Below are 16,409 nucleotides of genomic sequence, written 5' to 3' on the forward strand. Positions count from 1 at the left end.
GTGAGCACCACCGAGCGGGCGCCGGCCGCGCCGGCGGACGACGCCGAGGCCCCGGCGCCGGCGCGCCCGGCCGTGCTCCGCCCGCCCCGGCGGCGGCCGGCCGACCTGCCCGCGCTGCGGCGCGGGCTGCGCCGGCGGGCGGTCCGGGCGCGGATCCGCGCCCGCCGGCTGGCCGGCCGGGCGGTCACCGCCTGGCGGCGGTCGCTGCACGTGCGCATCGGCGCGATCACGATGGTCGTGGCCGGCACGGTCGTGGTGATCGTCAGCCTGGTGCTGTTCAGCCAGATCCGGACCCAGCTGCTGTCGGTCAAGGAGCAGGCGGCGATCGACCAGGCGCAGGCCGGCGTCGTCTACGCCCGGTCCGAGGTGGTGGGCATCGCCGCCGGCGACTCCGCCAGCGTCCGCGCGACCCTGGGCCGCACCGTCAACGGGCTGCTCACCCGCGGCGGCTCGGCCGGCGACTTCGACGTCGTCATGGTCTACCGGACCGGCAACGCCGAGCGGCCGCCCGCGGTGAGCCGGCCCGGCGTCTACCCCGCGCTGCCCGACGACCTGCGTGCCGGCGTGCAGGGCGGCGGCCAGTACACGCAGTACGCCCTCGTCCCCGACGACAACGGCGAGCCGCAACCCACGCTGCTGGTGGGGGTGCCCGTCCCCGGCGACGTCTCGTCCGCCGAGGCGATCGAGCTGTACTACGCGTTCCCGCTCGACCAGGAGCAGGAGACGCTCTCGCTGATCCGCAGCACCGTCGCGATCAGCGGCATCGCGCTCACCCTCTTCGTCGCCGGGATCGGCGTGCTCGTGACCCGGCTGGTCGTGGACCCGGTGCGCCGCGCCGCCGGCACCGCGCAGCGGTTGGCCGAGGGGCAGCTCGAGGAGCGGATGACCGTCCGCGGCGAGGACGACCTCGCCCGGCTGGCCACCAGCTTCAACGCCATGGCCGACAGCCTGCAGCGGCAGATCACCCAGCTCGAGGGGCTGTCCCAGCTGCAGCAGCGGTTCACCTCCGACGTCAGCCACGAGCTGCGCACCCCGCTGACGACGGTGCAGATGGCCGCCGACGTGCTGCACGAGTCGCGCGGGGACTTCCCGCCGCACGTGGCGCGGTCGGCCGAGCTGCTGCACGAGGAGCTCGACCGCTTCGAGCGGCTGCTGTCGGACCTGCTGGAGATCAGCCGCTACGACGCCGGCGCCGCCGTCCTCGACTGGGCGCCCACCGACCTCGGCGCGCTGGTCGGGCGGGTGGCCGACGGCATGTCCGCGCTGGCCGAGCGGCACGGCTGCGAGCTGCGCGTGACCGGCCCGGCCGACCCGGTGATCGCCGAGGTCGACGCGCGGCGGGTCGAGCGGATCCTGCGCAACCTGGTCGGCAACGCCGTCGAGCACGGCAGCGGGCAGCCGATCGAGGTGACGCTGGCGGCGAACCGGACGGCGGCGGCGGTCACCGTCCGCGACCACGGCGTCGGGCTGTCCTCGACCGAGGCGGCGCACGTCTTCGACCGCTTCTGGCGGGCCGACCCCTCGCGGGTGCGCACCGTCGGCGGCAGCGGGCTGGGCCTGTCGATCAGCCTCGAGGACGCCCGGCTGCACGGCGGCTGGCTGCAGGTGTGGGGCCAGCCGGGTCTGGGCGCGCAGTTCCGGCTCACCGTCCCGCTGGTCGCCGGCACCGACCTCACCAGCTCGCCGCTGCCGCTGCGGCCGACGATCGTCCGCCGGCCGGGGGAGCGGCGGTGAGGCGGCTGCCGGCCGCGCTGGCCGCCCTGCTCGTGGGGCTGCTCGCCGGGTGCTCGACCGTGCCCACCGGCTCCGCGCCGCAGGCGATCACCGACGCCCAGGCCCGGCCCACCGGCGACGTCGGCATCGAGCCGCTCGGCCCGCGCACGGAGGCGCCGCCGGAGGAGATCGTCCGCGGCTTCATCGACGCCGCCGCCAGCTCCGTCAACGGCCACCCCGTCGCCGTCGAGCACCTGACCCCCGAGGCCGGCGCGACCTGGAGCGACGAGGCCGGCATCACCCTGGTGGGCCCGGACTACGCGACGGTGACCACCGGGTCGGGCACCGTCGTCATGACCGGCGACCTGGTCGGCACCGTCGACCCGCGCGGGGTGTTCACGGCCGCGAACGACACGGTGTTCACCCGCGAGTTCACGCTGGCCGAGGTGGACGGCGAGTGGCGGATCACCAACCCGCCGGACGGCCTGGTCATGCTCGTGCCCGACTTCGAGCGCCTCTACGACGACCTCGCCGTCTACTTCGTCGACCCCACCGGCGCCCGCGTGGTGCCCGACCCGCGGTACCTGATCTCCGGGGAGGCCCAGCCGACGACGCTGGTGCAGCGGCTGGTCGAGGGCCCCTCGCCGGCCCTGGCCGCCGGCGTGGCCAACGCGCTGGACGGCGTGACGCTCACCCGGGCGGTGACCGTGTCCGGGTCGACGGTCAGCGTCGACCTCGCCGGCCTCGACGACCTCGCCCCCAACCAGCTCGCGCAGCTGTCCGCCCAGCTGGTGTGGACGCTGGACCAGCTCGAGGGCACCAACTCGGTCGAGGTGCGCAGCAACGGCGAGCCGGTCGCCATCGACGGCGTCCCCACCGTCCAGCGCACCGACGACTGGGCCTCCTACAGCCCCGACTCGGTGCCCGCCGACGCCGCCGGCCACTACCTCGACGCCGGCCGGCTGATGACCGTCGAGGGGCAGCCCGCACCCGGGCCGGCCGGCGAGGGCGCCTACGGGCTGACCGGCGCGGCGGTGTCCGCCGACCCGCGCACCAGCGCCCTGACGGCGATGGCCGGGGTCTCGGTCAGCGGGGGCACCGCCTCGCTGCTGGCGGGCACCTACGGCCAGGCCTTGGCGCCGGTGCTCACCGCGAGCCGGCTGTCGGTGCCGACGGTCGCGGCCACCCGGGCGGAGTTCTGGGTGGTCCGCGACGAGAGCACCGTCGTCCGGGTGCCGGCCTCCGGGGCGCCGCAGCCGGTGAACGCGCCGACCCTGCCCGGGCAGGGCCGCGTGACGGCGCTGCAGCTCTCGCCCGACGGCGTCCGCGCCGCCGTGGTGGTCAGCCGCGGGGACGGCGCCGTGCTGCTGGTGGGCACGGTCGTGCGCTCCGACGAGGGGCAGGTCGCGCTGCGCGACCTGCGGGAGGTGGCCCCGTCGCTGACCGCCGTGGTCGACGTCGGCTGGCGCACCGCCGGCAGCCTGATGGTGCTCGCAGACGGCGAGGAGGGCGTGGTGCCCTACCTCGTCGGCGTCGACGGCTGGGGGCTGGCCACGGTGCCCACCGCCGGCCTGCCCAGCGCGCCGACGGCGCTGGCGGCCGCGCCCGGCCAGCTGCCGCTGCTCAGCGCCGGCGGGACGATGTGGCTGCTGGTCGGCGGCACCTGGGTGACGCTGCTGCGCGGCCAGGAGCCGGTGCCGGGCACCGAGCCCCTGTACCCGGTGTAGCCGGAGGACCCCTCTGCCCCCGCCGCTCGCGTGCCCGCGCCAGGCCCCGTCCGGAGGCTCGCCGCGAGCTCGCGAGCGGTGAGGACGGGGTCCTCCTGCGCACAGAGGGGCCGCTCTCCACAGATCCCGCCGGAGCCGGGTGACCGGGACCGCCGAGCCGCAGGCTGGGGAGGTGGGAGGTCTCGGCGCGGCGCTCGCCGGCAGCCTCGTGGACCTGGTGCTCCCGCGCACCTGTGCCGGCTGCGGGGTGCCCGGCCCGGCGCTGTGCCGGCGCTGCGCGGCCCTGCTCGGCGCACCGCGCGAGGCGACGCCGCGGCGGCTCCCGCCGGGCATGCCGCCCACCGTGGCCGCCGGCGCCTACACCGGCCCGGTCCGGCCCGCGGTCGCCGCGTTCAAGGAGCACGGCCGCGCGGAGCTCGCCGGCCCGCTCGGCGCGGCGCTCGCGCTGGCCGTCGGGGTGCACGCGGTGCTGCTGCCCGGCCGGCCGGTGCTGCTGGTCCCGGTGCCGCCGACCCGCGCGGCGCTGCGGGCGCGCGGCCGCGACTGCGTGCGGGAACTGGCCACGGCCGCCGTCGCCGACCTGCGCGCCGCGGGGGTGCCCGCCGGCTGCGGGCGGGTGCTGACCCGGGCCGGGCGGGTGCGGGACTCGGCGGGGCTGTCGGTGGCGCAGCGGCGGGTCAACCTCGCCGGCACCTTCGCCGTCCGCCCGGCGCGGGTCCCGCCCGGGGCGGTCCTCGTGGTGGTCGACGACGTCGTGACCAGCGGCGCCACGCTCACCGAGGCGGCCGCCGCGCTGGCCGCGACACGCCCGGACGGCGACACGCCGGTGCTGGCCGCCGTCGTCGCCGCGACGCCCCGCCCCGGTCCCCGGCCGGTCCGCGGGGCGTCACCTGGGCCCTTCCCGGACGGCTCCGAGAGGGGGCGCCGGAGACCCGGCTGATCGACTGTCCGGGCCACGTGACAGCGACTAGCGTTGCATCGATCACACCCGATGACCGGGAGGTCTGATGGAGATCGTGGTCCGTGGCCGCAACGTCGAAGTGCCCGAACACTATCGGCAGCACGTGGAGGACAAGGTCGGTCAGCTCGAACGGTTCGACGGCAAGCTCTCGCGCATCGACGTCGAGCTGTTCCACGAGAAGAACCCCCGCCAGTCCTCCAACTGCCAGCGCGTGGAGATCACCCTGCGCGGCAAGGGACCCGTGGTCCGCGCGGAGGCTGCCGCGCCGGACTTCTACGCCGCCCTCGACCTGTGCTGCGGCAAGCTCGACAACCGGCTGCGGCGGGCGAACGACCGCCGCCGCGTGCACCACGGCCGGCGCACCCCGCCCAGCGTGCGGGTCGCCGGCACCACCGCCGCGCCGCTGGAGACCCCGGCGCTCGGCATCCCCGACGTGGAGCAGCAGTTCGCCGGGGAGCCCCTCGTCACAGACCTCGACGAGCACCTGCCCGGCCGGATCGTGCGGGAGAAGCACCACCCGGCCGTGCCCATGACCGTCGACCAGGCCCTGCACGAGATGGAGCTCGTGGGCCACGACTTCTTCCTCTTCCAGTGCGCCGACACCGGCCAGCCGACCGTCGTCTACCGGCGGCACGCCTTCGACTACGGCCTGATCCGGCTGGTGGAGCCGCCGCTGGGCAACGCATCCGCACACGTCGCGGCACCGGCCGAGCCCGCCGCCGTCCCGCGCTGACCGTTCCGGAGGGGCCGTGCCGTGCCGGCGCGGCCCCTCCGCCGTGTCCGGGCACCGACGAGCCGCCGCCGACGTCCGCGCCTCGCACGCCGCGCTCACCGCGGCCGGCGCGGTACCCGGCGAGGTGCTCGACACCGGGTCCGCCCCGCCGGTGCTCGCGACGGCCGACCCCGACGGGAACGCCGTGGTGCTCGTCGAGGGGGACTGACCCTCAGTCGGCGGCCAGCCGGCCGAACAGGACGGCGTCGGCGCGGGTGCCGTCGCGCCGCGGCAGGGCCGAGCGGACGACGCCCTCGCGGGTGAACCGGGCCCGCAGCGCCACCGCCTGCGAGGCGGGGTTGTCCACGTCGACCACCAGGTGCACCCGCGTCGCCCCGCGGGTGAAGGCCCAGCCGGCCAGCCCGTCGGTGACCTCGGTGGCGTAGCCGCGCCGCCGGGCCCACGGCGCCACCGAGTAGCCGATCTCCGGGCCGAGGTGCCGCCCGCCGAACAGCAGGCCCGCGGTGCCGACGAATTCGCCGTCGGCCTCGGCCACGACCGGCAGCCCGGCGCCCTCGGCGCGCTGGCGGACCACCGTGTCCACCCACGCGCGCGCGTCGGCGAGCGTGTAGGGCACCGGCGCGGCGCTGATCCAGCGCTGCGTCTCCGGGTCCTGGGTGGCGCGGTGCACCGCGCTCACGTCGTCGGGGGTGAACGGCCGCAGGACCAGCCGCGCGGTGCGGACCACCTCGGTGGTCAGGTCGATGCCGGAGAGCTCCACCCCGACAGGGTCGTGCATGTCCGGTGCTGTGTCTCGGCCCCGTCCCGGGTCCCGCCCCGAGCCGGCGAGGGGTGGGGAGGACGGGGTCCTCCCTCAGGCGTTGCCCAGCACCCGGTCGACCGAGATCTCCACGACGACCCGCGCCGGGTTCTCCCGCGGCTGCCGGTACCGCCGCGCGTAGCGGGCCTCGGCGTCGGCCACCGCGGCCGGGTCGTCGCGCACGACCGCCGTCCCCTCGAGGGTCAGCCAGCGGCGCCCCTCGACCTGGCAGACGGCGACCCGGTCCTGCCCGGCGCGGACGTGCCGGGCCTTCGCCGAGCCGCCGGAGGTGATGACGCGGGCGGTGCGGGTGTCCGGGTCGTAGGTGACGCCGACGGGCACCACGTGCGGGCTCCCGTCGGCGCGCAGCGTGGTCAGCGTGGCCAGGTGGCGCTCGGTCAGGAAGGCGAGCGCGCCGGGCCCGAGGGCGGCGGGGTCGGTGGCCACCCGGCGGAGGGTACGTGCGGCGTCCCCGGGGTGCTGGCCGGGCCGCCTACGCTGGTGCCGTGGTGTTCTCGAGAATCCTGCGAGCCGGTGAGGGCAAGATCCTCCGACGACTGGACCGGATCGCCGACGCGATCGAGTCCCTGGAGGGCGACGTCGCCGACCTCACCGACGCGGAGCTCCGGGCGAAGACCGACGAGTTCAAGCAGCGGTACGAGGACGGCGAGACCCTCGACCAGCTGCTCCCGGAGGCGTTCGCCGTCGTCCGGGAGGCGGCCACCCGCACGCTGGGCCAGCGGCACTTCCGCGTCCAGCTGATGGGCGGCGCCGCGCTGCACCTGGGCAACATCGCGGAGATGCGCACCGGTGAGGGCAAGACCCTGACCGGCGTGCTGCCGGCCTACCTCAACGCCCTGACCGGCGAGGGCGTGCACGTGGTCACGGTCAACGACTACCTGGCCAAGCGCGACGCCGAGTGGATGGGGCGGGTGCACCGCTTCCTCGGCCTGTCGGTGGGCACGATCCTGTCCGGCGAGAAGCCCGCGCACCGCCGCGAGCAGTACGCCGCCGACATCACCTACGGCACGAACAACGAGTTCGGCTTCGACTACCTGCGCGACAACATGGCCTGGTCCAAGGCCGACCTCGTGCAGCGCGGCCACCACTTCGCGATCGTCGACGAGGTCGACTCGATCCTCATCGACGAGGCCCGCACCCCGCTGATCATCAGCGGCCCGGCCGAGTCCGCCGGCAAGTGGTACGTGGAGTTCGCGCGCATCGTGCCGCTGATGAAGCGGGACGAGCACTACGAGGTGGAGGAGGCCAAGCGCACGGTCGCCGTCACCGAGGAGGGCGTCGAGTTCGTCGAGGACCAGCTCGGCATCGACAACCTCTACGAGGCGGTCAACACCCCGCTGATCGGCTACCTCAACAACGCGCTGAAGGCCAAGGAGCTCTTCCACCGCGACCAGCAGTACATCGTCAGCAACGGCGAGGTGCTGATCGTCGACGAGTTCACCGGCCGCGTGCTGGCCGGCCGCCGCTACAACGAGGGCATGCACCAGGCCATCGAGGCCAAGGAGAAGGTGCAGATCAAGGACGAGAACCAGACCCTCGCCACGATCACGCTGCAGAACTACTTCCGGCTCTACGACAAGCTCTCCGGGATGACCGGCACCGCCCAGACCGAGGCGGCCGAGCTCTCGCAGACCTACAAGCTGGGCGTCGTCCCGATCCCGACCAACCGGCCGATGGTCCGCGAGGACCGCTCCGACGTCGTCTACAAGACCGAGAAGGCCAAGTTCGAGGCGGTCATCGACGACATCGCCGACCGGCACGAGAAGGGCCAGCCGGTCCTCGTCGGCACCGCGAGCGTGGAGAAGTCCGAGGTCCTGTCCAAGCTGCTGCTGCGCCGCGGCATCCCGCACGAGGTCCTCAACGCGAAGAACCACGCGCGGGAGGCGGCGATCGTCGCCCAGGCCGGCCGGCTGGGCGCGGTCACCGTGGCCACCAACATGGCCGGCCGCGGCACCGACATCCAGCTCGGCGGCAACCCCGAGTTCATCGCCGACGAGGAGCTGCGCGCCCGCGGCCTGTCGCCGTCGGAGACCCCGGAGGAGTACGAGGCCGCCTGGGACGAGGCGCTCGCCGCGGCCAAGGACCAGGTCAAGGCCGAGCACGAGGAGGTCGCCGAGGCCGGCGGGCTCTACGTGCTGGGCACCGAGCGGCACGAGAGCCGCCGCATCGACAACCAGCTGCGCGGCCGGTCGGGCCGGCAGGGCGACCCGGGGGAGTCGCGGTTCTACCTCTCCCTCGGCGACGACCTCATGCGCCGGTTCAACGGCCCGATGCTCGAGTCGATGATGACCACGCTGCGGGTCCCCGAGGACCAGCCGATCGAGTCGAAGATGGTCTCCCGGGCCATCCGCTCGGCGCAGACGCAGGTCGAGCAGCAGAACTTCGAGGTCCGCAAGGACGTCCTCAAGTACGACGAGGTGCTCAACCGGCAGCGCACGGTCATCTACGACGAGCGCCGCAAGGTCCTCGACGGCGAGGACCTGCACGAGCAGGTGCAGCACATGCTCGACGACGTCGTCCGCGCCTACGTCGACGGCGCCACCGAGACCGGCTACGCCGAGGACTGGGACCTCGAGCAGCTGTGGACCGGCCTCAAGTCGCTCTACCCGGTGGGTCTGGACCGCCAGGAGCTGATCGACCGGGTGGCCGACGGCGAGCAGGCGGCGCTGACCGCCGACGTGCTGCGCACCGAGCTGCTCGAGGACGTGCACCGCGCCTACGAGGAGCGCGAGGCGGCGCTGGGCTCGGAGGTCATGCGCGAGCTCGAGCGGCGGGTGCTGCTGTCCGTGCTCGACCGCAAGTGGCGCGAGCACCTCTACGAGATGGACTACCTGCGGGCCGGCATCCACCTGCGCGCGATGGCCAACCGCGACCCGGTCGTGGAGTACCAGCGCGAGGGCTACGACATGTTCACCGCGATGCTCGACGGCATCAAGGAGGAGTCGGTCGGCTTCCTGTTCAACCTGGAGGTCAAGACCAAGGAGCAGCAGGAGGCCGAGGCGAAGGCCCAGCAGGCCGAGGCCGAGGCCAAGGCGCTGGCCGCCGCGCAGGAGGGCACCGCCCGGGTGCTCGCCCGGCAGCGGGCGGCGCAGGAGGCCGCGGCCCGCGCGGCCGCCGCGCCCGCTCCGGCCGCCGACGGCGCCACCGCACCGGCCGCCGACGGCGCCGCCCCTGCGCCCGCCGCTGCCTCCGCCGACGGGGACGGCTCCGCGCCGGTCTCGATGGCCAAGCCGTCCGGCGGGCCGGCGGCCCGGCGCTCGACCGGCGCCCCGGCCGGGCGGCCGACCGCACGCAAGAGCGGCACCCGGCCCGCGGCCCCGGCCGCGCCCGAGGCGGAGACCCCGGCGCCGTCGGGCACCGGGCCGCAGCTGGCGGTCAAGGGCCTCGACGAGCCGCGCCGGCAGGAGGACCTGAGCTACTCGGCGCCCTCGCTCGACGCCTCGCCGAAGGAGAGCGGCCCGGCCAAGGCGGCCAAGACCGCCACGGTCACCGGGACCAAGGAGCCGGCCCGCAACGCGCCGTGCCCCTGCGGCTCGGGCAAGAAGTACAAGGTCTGCCACGGGGCGGCCGGTCGCTGACCCGGCAGCTCCACCCCGGCGCCCCGTCGACCCCCGTGGTCGGCGGGGCGCCGTCGTCCCCGGATCAGGTACGCAATGAGGGTCATCCCGGATGTGCCGGACCCTCCCGGGCGAGGAACCTGGCCGCATGCCCGCGACCGTCCTCGCCCCTCCACCCGACCGGGTGGCGGCGCGGGCTGCGGCGCCGACGCTGCTCGACCGGCTCCGCGGCGACCGCGTCCCGGCGCAGTTCGTCCGGTTCGTGCTGGTCGGCGGCTCGGCGAACGTCGTGTACGCCGGTCTGTTCCTGGCGCTGGCCGGGCTCGGGGACCAGGCGGCCAACGTCGTCGCGGTGGTCGCCTCCACGGCCCTGGCCAACGAGCTGCACCGCCGGCTCACCTTCCGCGCCGGCGACCGGGCCGGCTGGGCGACGGCGCAGTGGGCCGGCGGGGGGATCGCCGTCGTCGGGCTGGTGACCTCCAGCCTCACGCTGGCCGCGGTCGACGCCTGGACCGTCTCCGCCCCTGCGCTGGTGTCGGTGCTCGCGGTCGTCGCGGTCAGCGGTGCCGTGGGCCTGGCCCGGTTCGCCGGACTCCGCTGGGTCCTCGTCGTCCACCCGGGAGCGGCGGCCCGCCGCGCCCGGGCCCACGCCTGACCCTCAGCCGATCGACAGGGCGGTGCACCGCCAGCGGCCGTCGAGGCCCTCGAGGCGGGCGGCCACCGCGTGCGCGCGCCCGGCCCGCCGCGCCACGGCGCTGACCTCGGCCACGCCGTCGACCGGCTCGCACACGTGCACCGGCCCGAGCAGCAGCGGCGCGGTGCCGGCGGCGCACCAGGCCGGCCGCCGGCCGGCGACGAGCGCGGCGTGCACGCCGGGGGAGGCGAGCCGCTGCACCTGGGACAGCGGCCGGCGGCCGGCCAGCGCCTCGAGCACCGTGGTGAACAGCAGCCGCCCGGTGGCGCGCGGGTCGGGCAGGTCGGCCCGCACCGACCAGGCCGGGCCGAACAGGTCCGGCCTGCGGCGGCGGGGCCCCTCCGGCACCGGCCGCGGCCCGGGCCGGTGCGGCGGGCGGGGTGGCGGCGTCGCCGGGTCGACCAGGGCGACGGCCGGTCCGGTCAGCGGCGGGTGCAGCGGCGGGACGAGGCCGAGCCGCAGGGTGCGCAGCGGCGCGGCGGTCGGCGGGGCGGGCTGGGTGGACGCGGTCACGGGGGCTCCCGGGGGTCGGGGTCGGGGACGACGCGGGCCGGGGGAGCGGCCGGACGGGTTCGGCGGGTGCGACCCTCACGGCGGCGGGCGCAGCACCTGACCGGGCAGCAGCAGGTCGGGATCGGGGCCGATGACGGCGGCGTTCGCCGTCCACCAGCGCTCGACGGCGGCGGCGGTCGCGGCGTCGGTCGGCTCGGCACCGGTGCGGGCGCGGAGGTCGGCGGCGGCGATGGCCCAGAGGCACTCGCCACGCAGCACGACGTGCCCGCCGGGCGCGGGCGCGGGCCAGTCGGGCACCGCGGGAGCGGGGGCCGGCGCCGGCCAGTCGGGGACGGCCATCGGGGCCGGCGCGCCGGCGGTCGCGACGACGACGGGTGCCGCGGTCGCGCAACCGGCCAGCACCGGCGCCGTGGCCAGGCCGACGCCGAGGGCGAGCGCGGCGGCGCGCCGGCCGGACGCCGGCACCACCCGCCGCAGGAGGACGCCCGCGGCGGCGCCGGCGAGGCCGGGCAGCGCCGACAGCGCGGTGAGCGCCAGTCCGAGGGCGCCCCAGGCCCAGACCACCCACGCCACGGCCGCGACCGCGTCGAGCAGCAGCGCCTCGGGACCGACGGCGTCGACGAGGGCCTGCAGGTCGCCGCCGCTGCGCAGGACCGCCGCGAGGTCCGGGGTGAGCGCGCGCAGACCGACGGCCAGCGCGGCCATGACCGCCGCCGTGACCACGGGTCGACGTGCCGACACGTGCCCTCCTTGCGTAGACGTCGGCGTACTGAAGCAAGCAAACGCAACCAAATGCAAGAGTCCCTGTGGATCTACGCTCGGCGGCATGCGCTGGCAGCAGCTGTTCACCGATCTGCAGGCGGAGTTCGAGGCGGCCGCGGCGGCCGAGGAGCGGGCCGAGCTCCCGTCGCGGTCCCGCGCGGAGGTCGGGGCGCTGCGGCTGGCGGACCGGCTCGGTGGTGCCGTGGGCGGACACGTGTCGCTGCGCTGCCGGGGCGCGGGGGAGGTGGCCGGCCGGCTCGCCGAGCTGGGACCGGACTGGGCGCTGCTCGACGACGGCACCGGACGCGAGGCGCTGGTCGCGCTGCCGGCCGTCGTCGCGGTGTCGGGGCTGGTGCGGACCACGGCCGCGGCCGGGCCGGCGTCGGCCGTCCGGGTCGCGCTGGACCTGCGCCGGGCGCTGCGCGGGCTGGCGCGCGACCGCAGCGCGGTGACCGTCGTCCTCGACGACGGCGGGGTGCTGACCGGGACGGTGGACCGGGTGGGGGCCGACTTCGTCGAGCTCGCCGAGCACGCGGCCGACGACTTCCGCCGGGCCGGCGCGGTGCGCGGCGTCCGGGCGGTGGTGCTCCCGGCGGTCGCCGTGGTGCGGACGCTCGCGCCCGGCGCCGCCTGAGCTCAGCGGGTGCGGCGCCGCCCCCGGGCGGGGACCTCGCCGGCCGGGACCTCGTCCCCGGCGGGCAGGTCGCCGGCGGGCCCCCCGTCGGGTGCCACCTCGCCGGCGGAGGGCACCGCGCCGGCGCGGGCCTCGGCGTACTTCTGCTGGATGAAGCGCTCGAGCTCGTCCACCTCGACCCGCCACTGCCCGCGGCCGCCGATCTGGATGGCGATCAGCTCCCGCCGCCGCACGAGGGCGTAGGCCTGCGACCACGAGACGTTGAGGATCTCGGCGACGTCGTCGAGGGTCAGGAAGCGCGGTGTGGGCATGGGGCTCTCCGTCCGGTCCCCGCCAGTCTGTCAGGAACGCGCTCACCCGCACGCTTCCCGTCCACACCCGAACGTGTGGACAACCGGTGCACGCATCCGCGTCCGTACCGCATCATCTGCGTCCGACCGAGCCTCGCCGTGCCGGTCGGGACGGACGCCCGCCGGTCGGCGGGCCGCCGGGGGAGCCCCGGCCAGCGGAGGGAGGAGCGCCCGGTGAGCGCTGCGACGCGCACGGTGCCGGCGGGTCCCGCCGCGGAGACGCCGGCCGGGCCGGTGCCGCGCCGGGTGCGGCCGCCCCGCTGGCTGGACCTGCGCCTGGTGCTCGGCGTGCTGCTCGTCCTCGGCTCGGTGCTGCTGGGCGCCCGCGTGCTCACCGCCGCCGACGCGACCGTGCCCGTGTGGTCGGTGACCGCCGACCTCGCCGCGGGCACCGTGCTCGGCCCCGAGGACCTGGCCGCCGTCGACGTCCGGCTCGGCGACGCCGCCGGCGCCTACCTGTCCACCGGCACCGACCCCGCGGGCCGGACGCTCGCGCGGGCGGTCCGGGCCGGCGAGCTGCTGCCGCGGACCGTGCTGGAGGAGCCGGAGGACCTGGTGCAGGTCGCGCTGCCGGTGCAGGCCGGCTACGTGCCGCCGGGCCTGGCCCGCGGCTCGGTCGTCGACGTCTACGGGGTCACCGACCCGGCGGGCACCGCGACGGGGGAGGGGGTCGTGCTCGTGGTCGGCTCGGCGCCGGTGCAGGCGGTCAGCGGCCGGGCGGAGGGCGTCCTCTCGACGACGACCACGACCGTGCAGGTGGTCGTCGCCGTGCCCGCCGACGAGGCGCCCGACGTGCTGGCCGCGATCGGCGACCGCCCGCTGGTGGTCGTGCTGCACGGGTCCGTCGACGACGTCGGCACCCCCGCGGTGTCCCGCGCGCCGGCCGCCGGCGGGTCGTCGTCCCCGACCTCCTCGTCCCCAACCTCCTCGTCACCGCCGTCGACGTCACCGCCGTCGACCTCGACGCCGGCTCCGAGCCCGGCTCCCGTGCCCGTCGCGCCGGTGCAGCCCGTGCCCGTGCCGGTGGAGCCCGCGCCGGTGGAGCCCGTGGCGCCGCCGGTGACCGTCGACCCCGCGGCGGGTACCCCCGCCGCGCCTCCCGCCTGATGGCGCTGCAGGTCGTCACCGCGGTCACCGGCGCGCCGTGGGAGGCGGCGCTGGTGGGTGCGCTCGACCGCGCCGACCACGGCGTCACCGTCGTGCGGCGCTGCGTCGACGCCTCGGACCTGCTGGCCACCGCGGCCACCGGCACCGCCCAGGCCGCGCTGCTGTCGGCCGACCTCCACCGGCTCGACGGCGACGCGGTCGCCCGGCTGACCGCCGCCGGGGTGGCCGTCGTCGGGCTGGCCGACCCCGCCGACGAGCGCGCCGGCGACCGGCTGCGCGCCCTCGGCGTGGCGACGGTGCTGCCGGCCGACGCCCCGGCCGAGGACGTCGTGCGCGCGCTGCGGGACGCCGTCGCGGGCGGGCCGGCGGCCGGGCGAGACGTCGCCGACCCGCGCGCGGCGCTGCCCGCGCCGGCGCTCCCCGAGCCGGGGCCGGAGGAGCAGCGGCCGCCGCGCGGTCGGGTCGTGGCGGTGTGGGGTCCGACCGGCGCGCCCGGCCGGACCACGGTCGCGGTCGGTCTCGCCGACGAGGCCGCCCGCCTCGGCGTGCCCACGCTGCTGGTCGACGCCGACGTCTACGGGGGAGTGGTCGCGCAGGTGCTCGGGCTGCTCGACGAGTCGCCGGGGCTGGCCGGGGCGGCCCGGCAGGCGGCGGCCGGCACGCTCGACGGCGCGGCGCTCACCCGGCTGGCGTGGTCGGTCCGCCCGCACCTGGCCGTGCTGACCGGGCTGGCGCGTGCCGACCGCTGGCCCGAGCTGCGGCCCGCCGCCGTCGCCGCGGTGCTCACGGAGGCGCGGCGGGCCGCCGACCTCGTCGTCGTCGACTGCGCGTTCAACCTGGAGGAGGACGAGGAGCTGTCCTTCGACACCGCCGCCCCCCGGCGCAACGGCGCCACGGTGACCGTGCTCGAGTCCGCCGACGACGTCCTGTGCGTCAGCGGTGCCGACCCGGTGGCGCTGCAGCGCACCATCCGCGCCCTCGGCCAGCTGCGCGACCTGCTGCCGGAGGTGGACCCGGCGGTCGTGGTCAACCAGGTGCGCCGCGGGCCGGTGCCCGGGGACCCGCGCGAGGAGATCGCCGGCGCCCTCGAGCGGTTCGCCGGCCGCGAGGTCCGCGCGTTCCTGCCGGCCGACCGCCGCGCCACCGACGCCGCCCTCGCCTCCGGCCGGACGCTCGCCGAGGTGGCGCCCGGGTCCCCGCTGCGCGCCGCCCTGCGGTCGCTGGCCGCCGGGCTCGCGCGGGTGCCCGAGCCCAGCGGCGGCCGGCGCGGCCGCCTGCGCCGGGGGGCCGGGTGACCCCGCCGCCCCGGCCGGGCGACCCTCGCTCCCGCGGGTGTGCCGGCTCCCGTCCGCGACGTACGGTGGGCTCCCGATCCGGAGGAGGACGATGGCCGAGCGGCTGAGCACCCTGGACGCGTCGTTCCTCTACCTGGAGGACGCCGGGACGCCGATCCACGTCGCCGGGGTGCTGGTCCTGGAGCCGGTCGAGGGCGGTCTCGACACCCTCGCCGAGCTGGTCGAGGCGCGGCTGCCGCTGGTGCCGCGCTACCGGCAGCGGATCGTGCCGGTGCCGGGTCACCTGGCCGACCCGGTGTGGGCCGACGACCCCGACTTCGACGTCGCCTACCACGTCCGGCGGTCGGCGGTACCGCGCCCGGGCACCGAGGCGCAGCTGCTCGACCTGGTCTCCCGGGTGACCTCGCGCCCGCTGGACCGCGGCCGGCCGCTGTGGGAGGTCTACCTGGTCGAGGGCCTGTCCGGCGGCCGGGTCGCGGTGGTCACCAAGACCCATCCGGCGCTGGTCGACGGCCTGGGTGCCGTCGACATCGCGCAGGTCCTCCTCGACCCCTCGCCGGACGCGCCGGTGCCGTCGGCCGACGACTGGGCGCCGCGGCGGGTGCCCGGCCGGGTGGAGCTGGTCGTCGACGCGCTCGCGGACTACGTGCAGCGCCCGACGGCGGTGCTCGAGACCGCGCGGTCGGCGGTCGGCGACCTGCGCTCCACCGCGGCCCGGGCGCGGGGTGTGGCCGGCGGGCTGGTGCGGGCGGTCCGCTCGGCGGTCGTCCCGGCCCCGCACGGCCCGCTCGCCCGCACGCTGGGCAACCAGCGGCGGGTCGCCGTCGCGCGCACCGACCTCGAGGACCTCAAGGCCATCCGCAAGGCGCACGGCGGCACCATCAACGACGTCCTGCTGACCGTGCTCAGCGGCGCCCTGCGCGACTGGCTGCTGTCCCGCGGCGAGCCGGTGCTCGGCTCGACCGCCGTCCGCGCGCTGGTGCCGGTGTCGGTGCAGGGCGAGGAACAGGACGCGCCCGGCAGCAGCGTGGCCGCGTACCTGGTCGACCTGCCGGTCGGCGAGCCCAACCCGTGGGTGCGGCTGGCCCGCCTCAGCTACGCCATGCGCGGGGTGACCGGCTCGGGCCGCTCGGTGCGCGCCGACACGCTCATCGCGCTGACCGGGTTCGCCCCGCCGACCCTGCACGCGCTCGGTGCGCGCGCGGCCCGGGGGCTGTCGCGGCGGATGTTCAACCTCGTGGTCACCAACGTCCCGGGACCGCAGGTACCGCTGTACGCCGCCGGCAGCCGGATGCTCGAGGTGTTCCCCGTGGTCCCGCTGGTCGGCGGGCAGGGGCTGGCGGTCGGCATGACCAGCTACGACGGGCACGTCTACGTCGGGCTCAACGCCGACCGGGACGGCGTCGGGGACGTGGACGTCCTGGCCGACCTGGTCGAGCAGGAGGTCGGGGCGCTCGCCGACGCCGTGCGCTGACCCGGCGGCGGATCCGCGCCGGGACGTGCGGGATACGGTCGCCTTCCCCGACAGGAGAGGAGCGGCCGG

16 protein-coding genes are annotated in these 16,409 nt (G+C 77.1%); 11 read left to right on the top strand and 5 right to left on the bottom strand.

Annotated features, from left to right (window positions below; translation table 11 throughout):
* The 5 genes from mtrB (at position 1) to ACI796_RS09345 (ending at position 5,342) form a co-directional block, all read left to right on the top strand.
* Entirely contained in the window at positions 1 to 1,734 is a 1,734-nt protein-coding gene (mtrB, locus tag ACI796_RS09325; RefSeq protein WP_456940948.1) for an MtrAB system histidine kinase MtrB, read from the top strand.
* Positions 1,731 to 3,440, top strand: coding sequence for an LpqB family beta-propeller domain-containing protein (locus ACI796_RS09330; RefSeq protein WP_456940949.1), 1,710 nt, complete (start codon positions 1,731 to 1,733; stop codon positions 3,438 to 3,440). Before mtrB ends, ACI796_RS09330 begins: the two co-directional genes overlap by 4 nt.
* Positions 3,441 to 3,612: 172 nt before the next feature.
* A complete protein-coding gene (locus ACI796_RS09335; protein ID WP_456940950.1) occupies positions 3,613 to 4,380 on the top strand; it encodes a ComF family protein in 768 nt (255 codons plus the stop codon).
* Between the two features lie 67 nt (positions 4,381 to 4,447).
* Positions 4,448 to 5,134, top strand: a complete 687-nt coding sequence (gene hpf, locus ACI796_RS09340; protein ID WP_456940951.1) for a ribosome hibernation-promoting factor, HPF/YfiA family — start codon at positions 4,448 to 4,450, stop codon at positions 5,132 to 5,134.
* A 16-nt stretch (positions 5,135 to 5,150) separates the two neighbouring features.
* Positions 5,151 to 5,342: a VOC family protein gene (locus tag ACI796_RS09345; RefSeq protein ID WP_456940952.1), complete on the top strand. Its 192-nt coding sequence runs from the start codon at positions 5,151 to 5,153 to the stop codon at positions 5,340 to 5,342.
* A 3-nt stretch (positions 5,343 to 5,345) separates the two neighbouring features.
* On the opposite strand, the gene ACI796_RS09350 is transcribed toward ACI796_RS09345, so the two are convergent.
* Together ACI796_RS09350 and ACI796_RS09355 are read right to left on the bottom strand one after the other, a co-directional pair.
* Positions 5,346 to 5,912: a GNAT family N-acetyltransferase gene (locus tag ACI796_RS09350; protein ID WP_456940953.1), complete on the bottom strand. Its 567-nt coding sequence runs from the start codon at positions 5,910 to 5,912 to the stop codon at positions 5,346 to 5,348.
* A gap of 75 nt (positions 5,913 to 5,987) precedes the next feature.
* Complete coding sequence (locus ACI796_RS09355; RefSeq protein ID WP_456940954.1) at positions 5,988 to 6,380, bottom strand: pyridoxamine 5'-phosphate oxidase family protein; 393 nt, start codon at positions 6,378 to 6,380, stop codon at positions 5,988 to 5,990.
* Positions 6,381 to 6,439: 59 nt separating this feature from the next.
* Between ACI796_RS09355 and secA the strand changes: the two genes are divergently transcribed.
* Together secA and ACI796_RS09365 are read left to right on the top strand one after the other, a co-directional pair.
* Entirely contained in the window at positions 6,440 to 9,532 is a 3,093-nt protein-coding gene (gene secA, locus ACI796_RS09360) for a preprotein translocase subunit SecA (RefSeq protein WP_456940955.1), read from the top strand.
* A gap of 127 nt (positions 9,533 to 9,659) precedes the next feature.
* Positions 9,660 to 10,166, top strand: a complete 507-nt coding sequence (locus ACI796_RS09365; protein ID WP_456940956.1) for a GtrA family protein — start codon at positions 9,660 to 9,662, stop codon at positions 10,164 to 10,166.
* A 3-nt stretch (positions 10,167 to 10,169) separates the two neighbouring features.
* Here ACI796_RS09365 and ACI796_RS09370 read toward each other — a convergent pair whose 3' ends face one another.
* Together ACI796_RS09370 and ACI796_RS09375 are read right to left on the bottom strand one after the other, a co-directional pair.
* Positions 10,170 to 10,718, bottom strand: coding sequence for an Rv3235 family protein (locus tag ACI796_RS09370; protein WP_456940957.1), 549 nt, complete (start codon positions 10,716 to 10,718; stop codon positions 10,170 to 10,172).
* Positions 10,719 to 10,793: 75 nt separating this feature from the next.
* Positions 10,794 to 11,459 (bottom strand): hypothetical protein, encoded by a 666-nt coding sequence (locus tag ACI796_RS09375; RefSeq protein WP_456940958.1) that lies wholly within the window; start codon positions 11,457 to 11,459, stop codon positions 10,794 to 10,796.
* Between the two features lie 85 nt (positions 11,460 to 11,544).
* Between ACI796_RS09375 and ACI796_RS09380 the strand changes: the two genes are divergently transcribed.
* Positions 11,545 to 12,114 (top strand): hypothetical protein, encoded by a 570-nt coding sequence (locus tag ACI796_RS09380; RefSeq protein ID WP_456940959.1) that lies wholly within the window; start codon positions 11,545 to 11,547, stop codon positions 12,112 to 12,114.
* 2 nt (positions 12,115 to 12,116) lie between these two features.
* Here the strand turns inward: ACI796_RS09380 and ACI796_RS09385 are convergent, their stop codons facing one another.
* Positions 12,117 to 12,425 (bottom strand): helix-turn-helix domain-containing protein, encoded by a 309-nt coding sequence (locus ACI796_RS09385; RefSeq protein ID WP_456940960.1) that lies wholly within the window; start codon positions 12,423 to 12,425, stop codon positions 12,117 to 12,119.
* A 213-nt stretch (positions 12,426 to 12,638) separates the two neighbouring features.
* Between ACI796_RS09385 and ACI796_RS09390 the strand changes: the two genes are divergently transcribed.
* From ACI796_RS09390 to ACI796_RS09400, 3 genes are all read left to right on the top strand, one after another.
* On the top strand, positions 12,639 to 13,571 hold the full coding sequence (locus ACI796_RS09390; RefSeq protein ID WP_456940961.1) for an SAF domain-containing protein: 933 nt from the start codon (positions 12,639 to 12,641) through the stop codon (positions 13,569 to 13,571).
* Entirely contained in the window at positions 13,571 to 14,866 is a 1,296-nt protein-coding gene (locus tag ACI796_RS09395) for an AAA family ATPase (protein ID WP_456940962.1), read from the top strand. The genes ACI796_RS09390 and ACI796_RS09395 overlap by 1 nt, the downstream gene beginning before the upstream one ends.
* Positions 14,867 to 14,957: 91 nt before the next feature.
* A complete protein-coding gene (locus tag ACI796_RS09400) occupies positions 14,958 to 16,340 on the top strand; it encodes a WS/DGAT/MGAT family O-acyltransferase (RefSeq protein ID WP_456940963.1) in 1,383 nt (460 codons plus the stop codon).
* Positions 16,341 to 16,409: the final 69 nt, after the last annotated feature.

This window comes from Geodermatophilus sp. SYSU D00525 (genome assembly GCF_054050475.1).

Bases quoted from the DNA above. Each gene is read 5' to 3' on its own strand.
- ACI796_RS09350 (WP_456940953.1), bottom strand. From the start codon at position 5,912: ATGCACGACCCTGTCGGGGTGGAGCTCTCCGGCATCGACCTGACCACC.
- hpf (WP_456940951.1), top strand. From the start codon at position 4,448: ATGGAGATCGTGGTCCGTGGCCGCAACGTCGAAGTGCCCGAACACTAT.
- ACI796_RS09380 (WP_456940959.1), top strand. From the start codon at position 11,545: ATGCGCTGGCAGCAGCTGTTCACCGATCTGCAGGCGGAGTTCGAGGCG.
- ACI796_RS09400 (WP_456940963.1), top strand. From the start codon at position 14,958: ATGGCCGAGCGGCTGAGCACCCTGGACGCGTCGTTCCTCTACCTGGAG.
- ACI796_RS09395 (WP_456940962.1), top strand. From the start codon at position 13,571: ATGGCGCTGCAGGTCGTCACCGCGGTCACCGGCGCGCCGTGGGAGGCG.
- ACI796_RS09365 (WP_456940956.1), top strand. From the start codon at position 9,660: ATGCCCGCGACCGTCCTCGCCCCTCCACCCGACCGGGTGGCGGCGCGG.
- ACI796_RS09385 (WP_456940960.1), bottom strand. From the start codon at position 12,425: ATGCCCACACCGCGCTTCCTGACCCTCGACGACGTCGCCGAGATCCTC.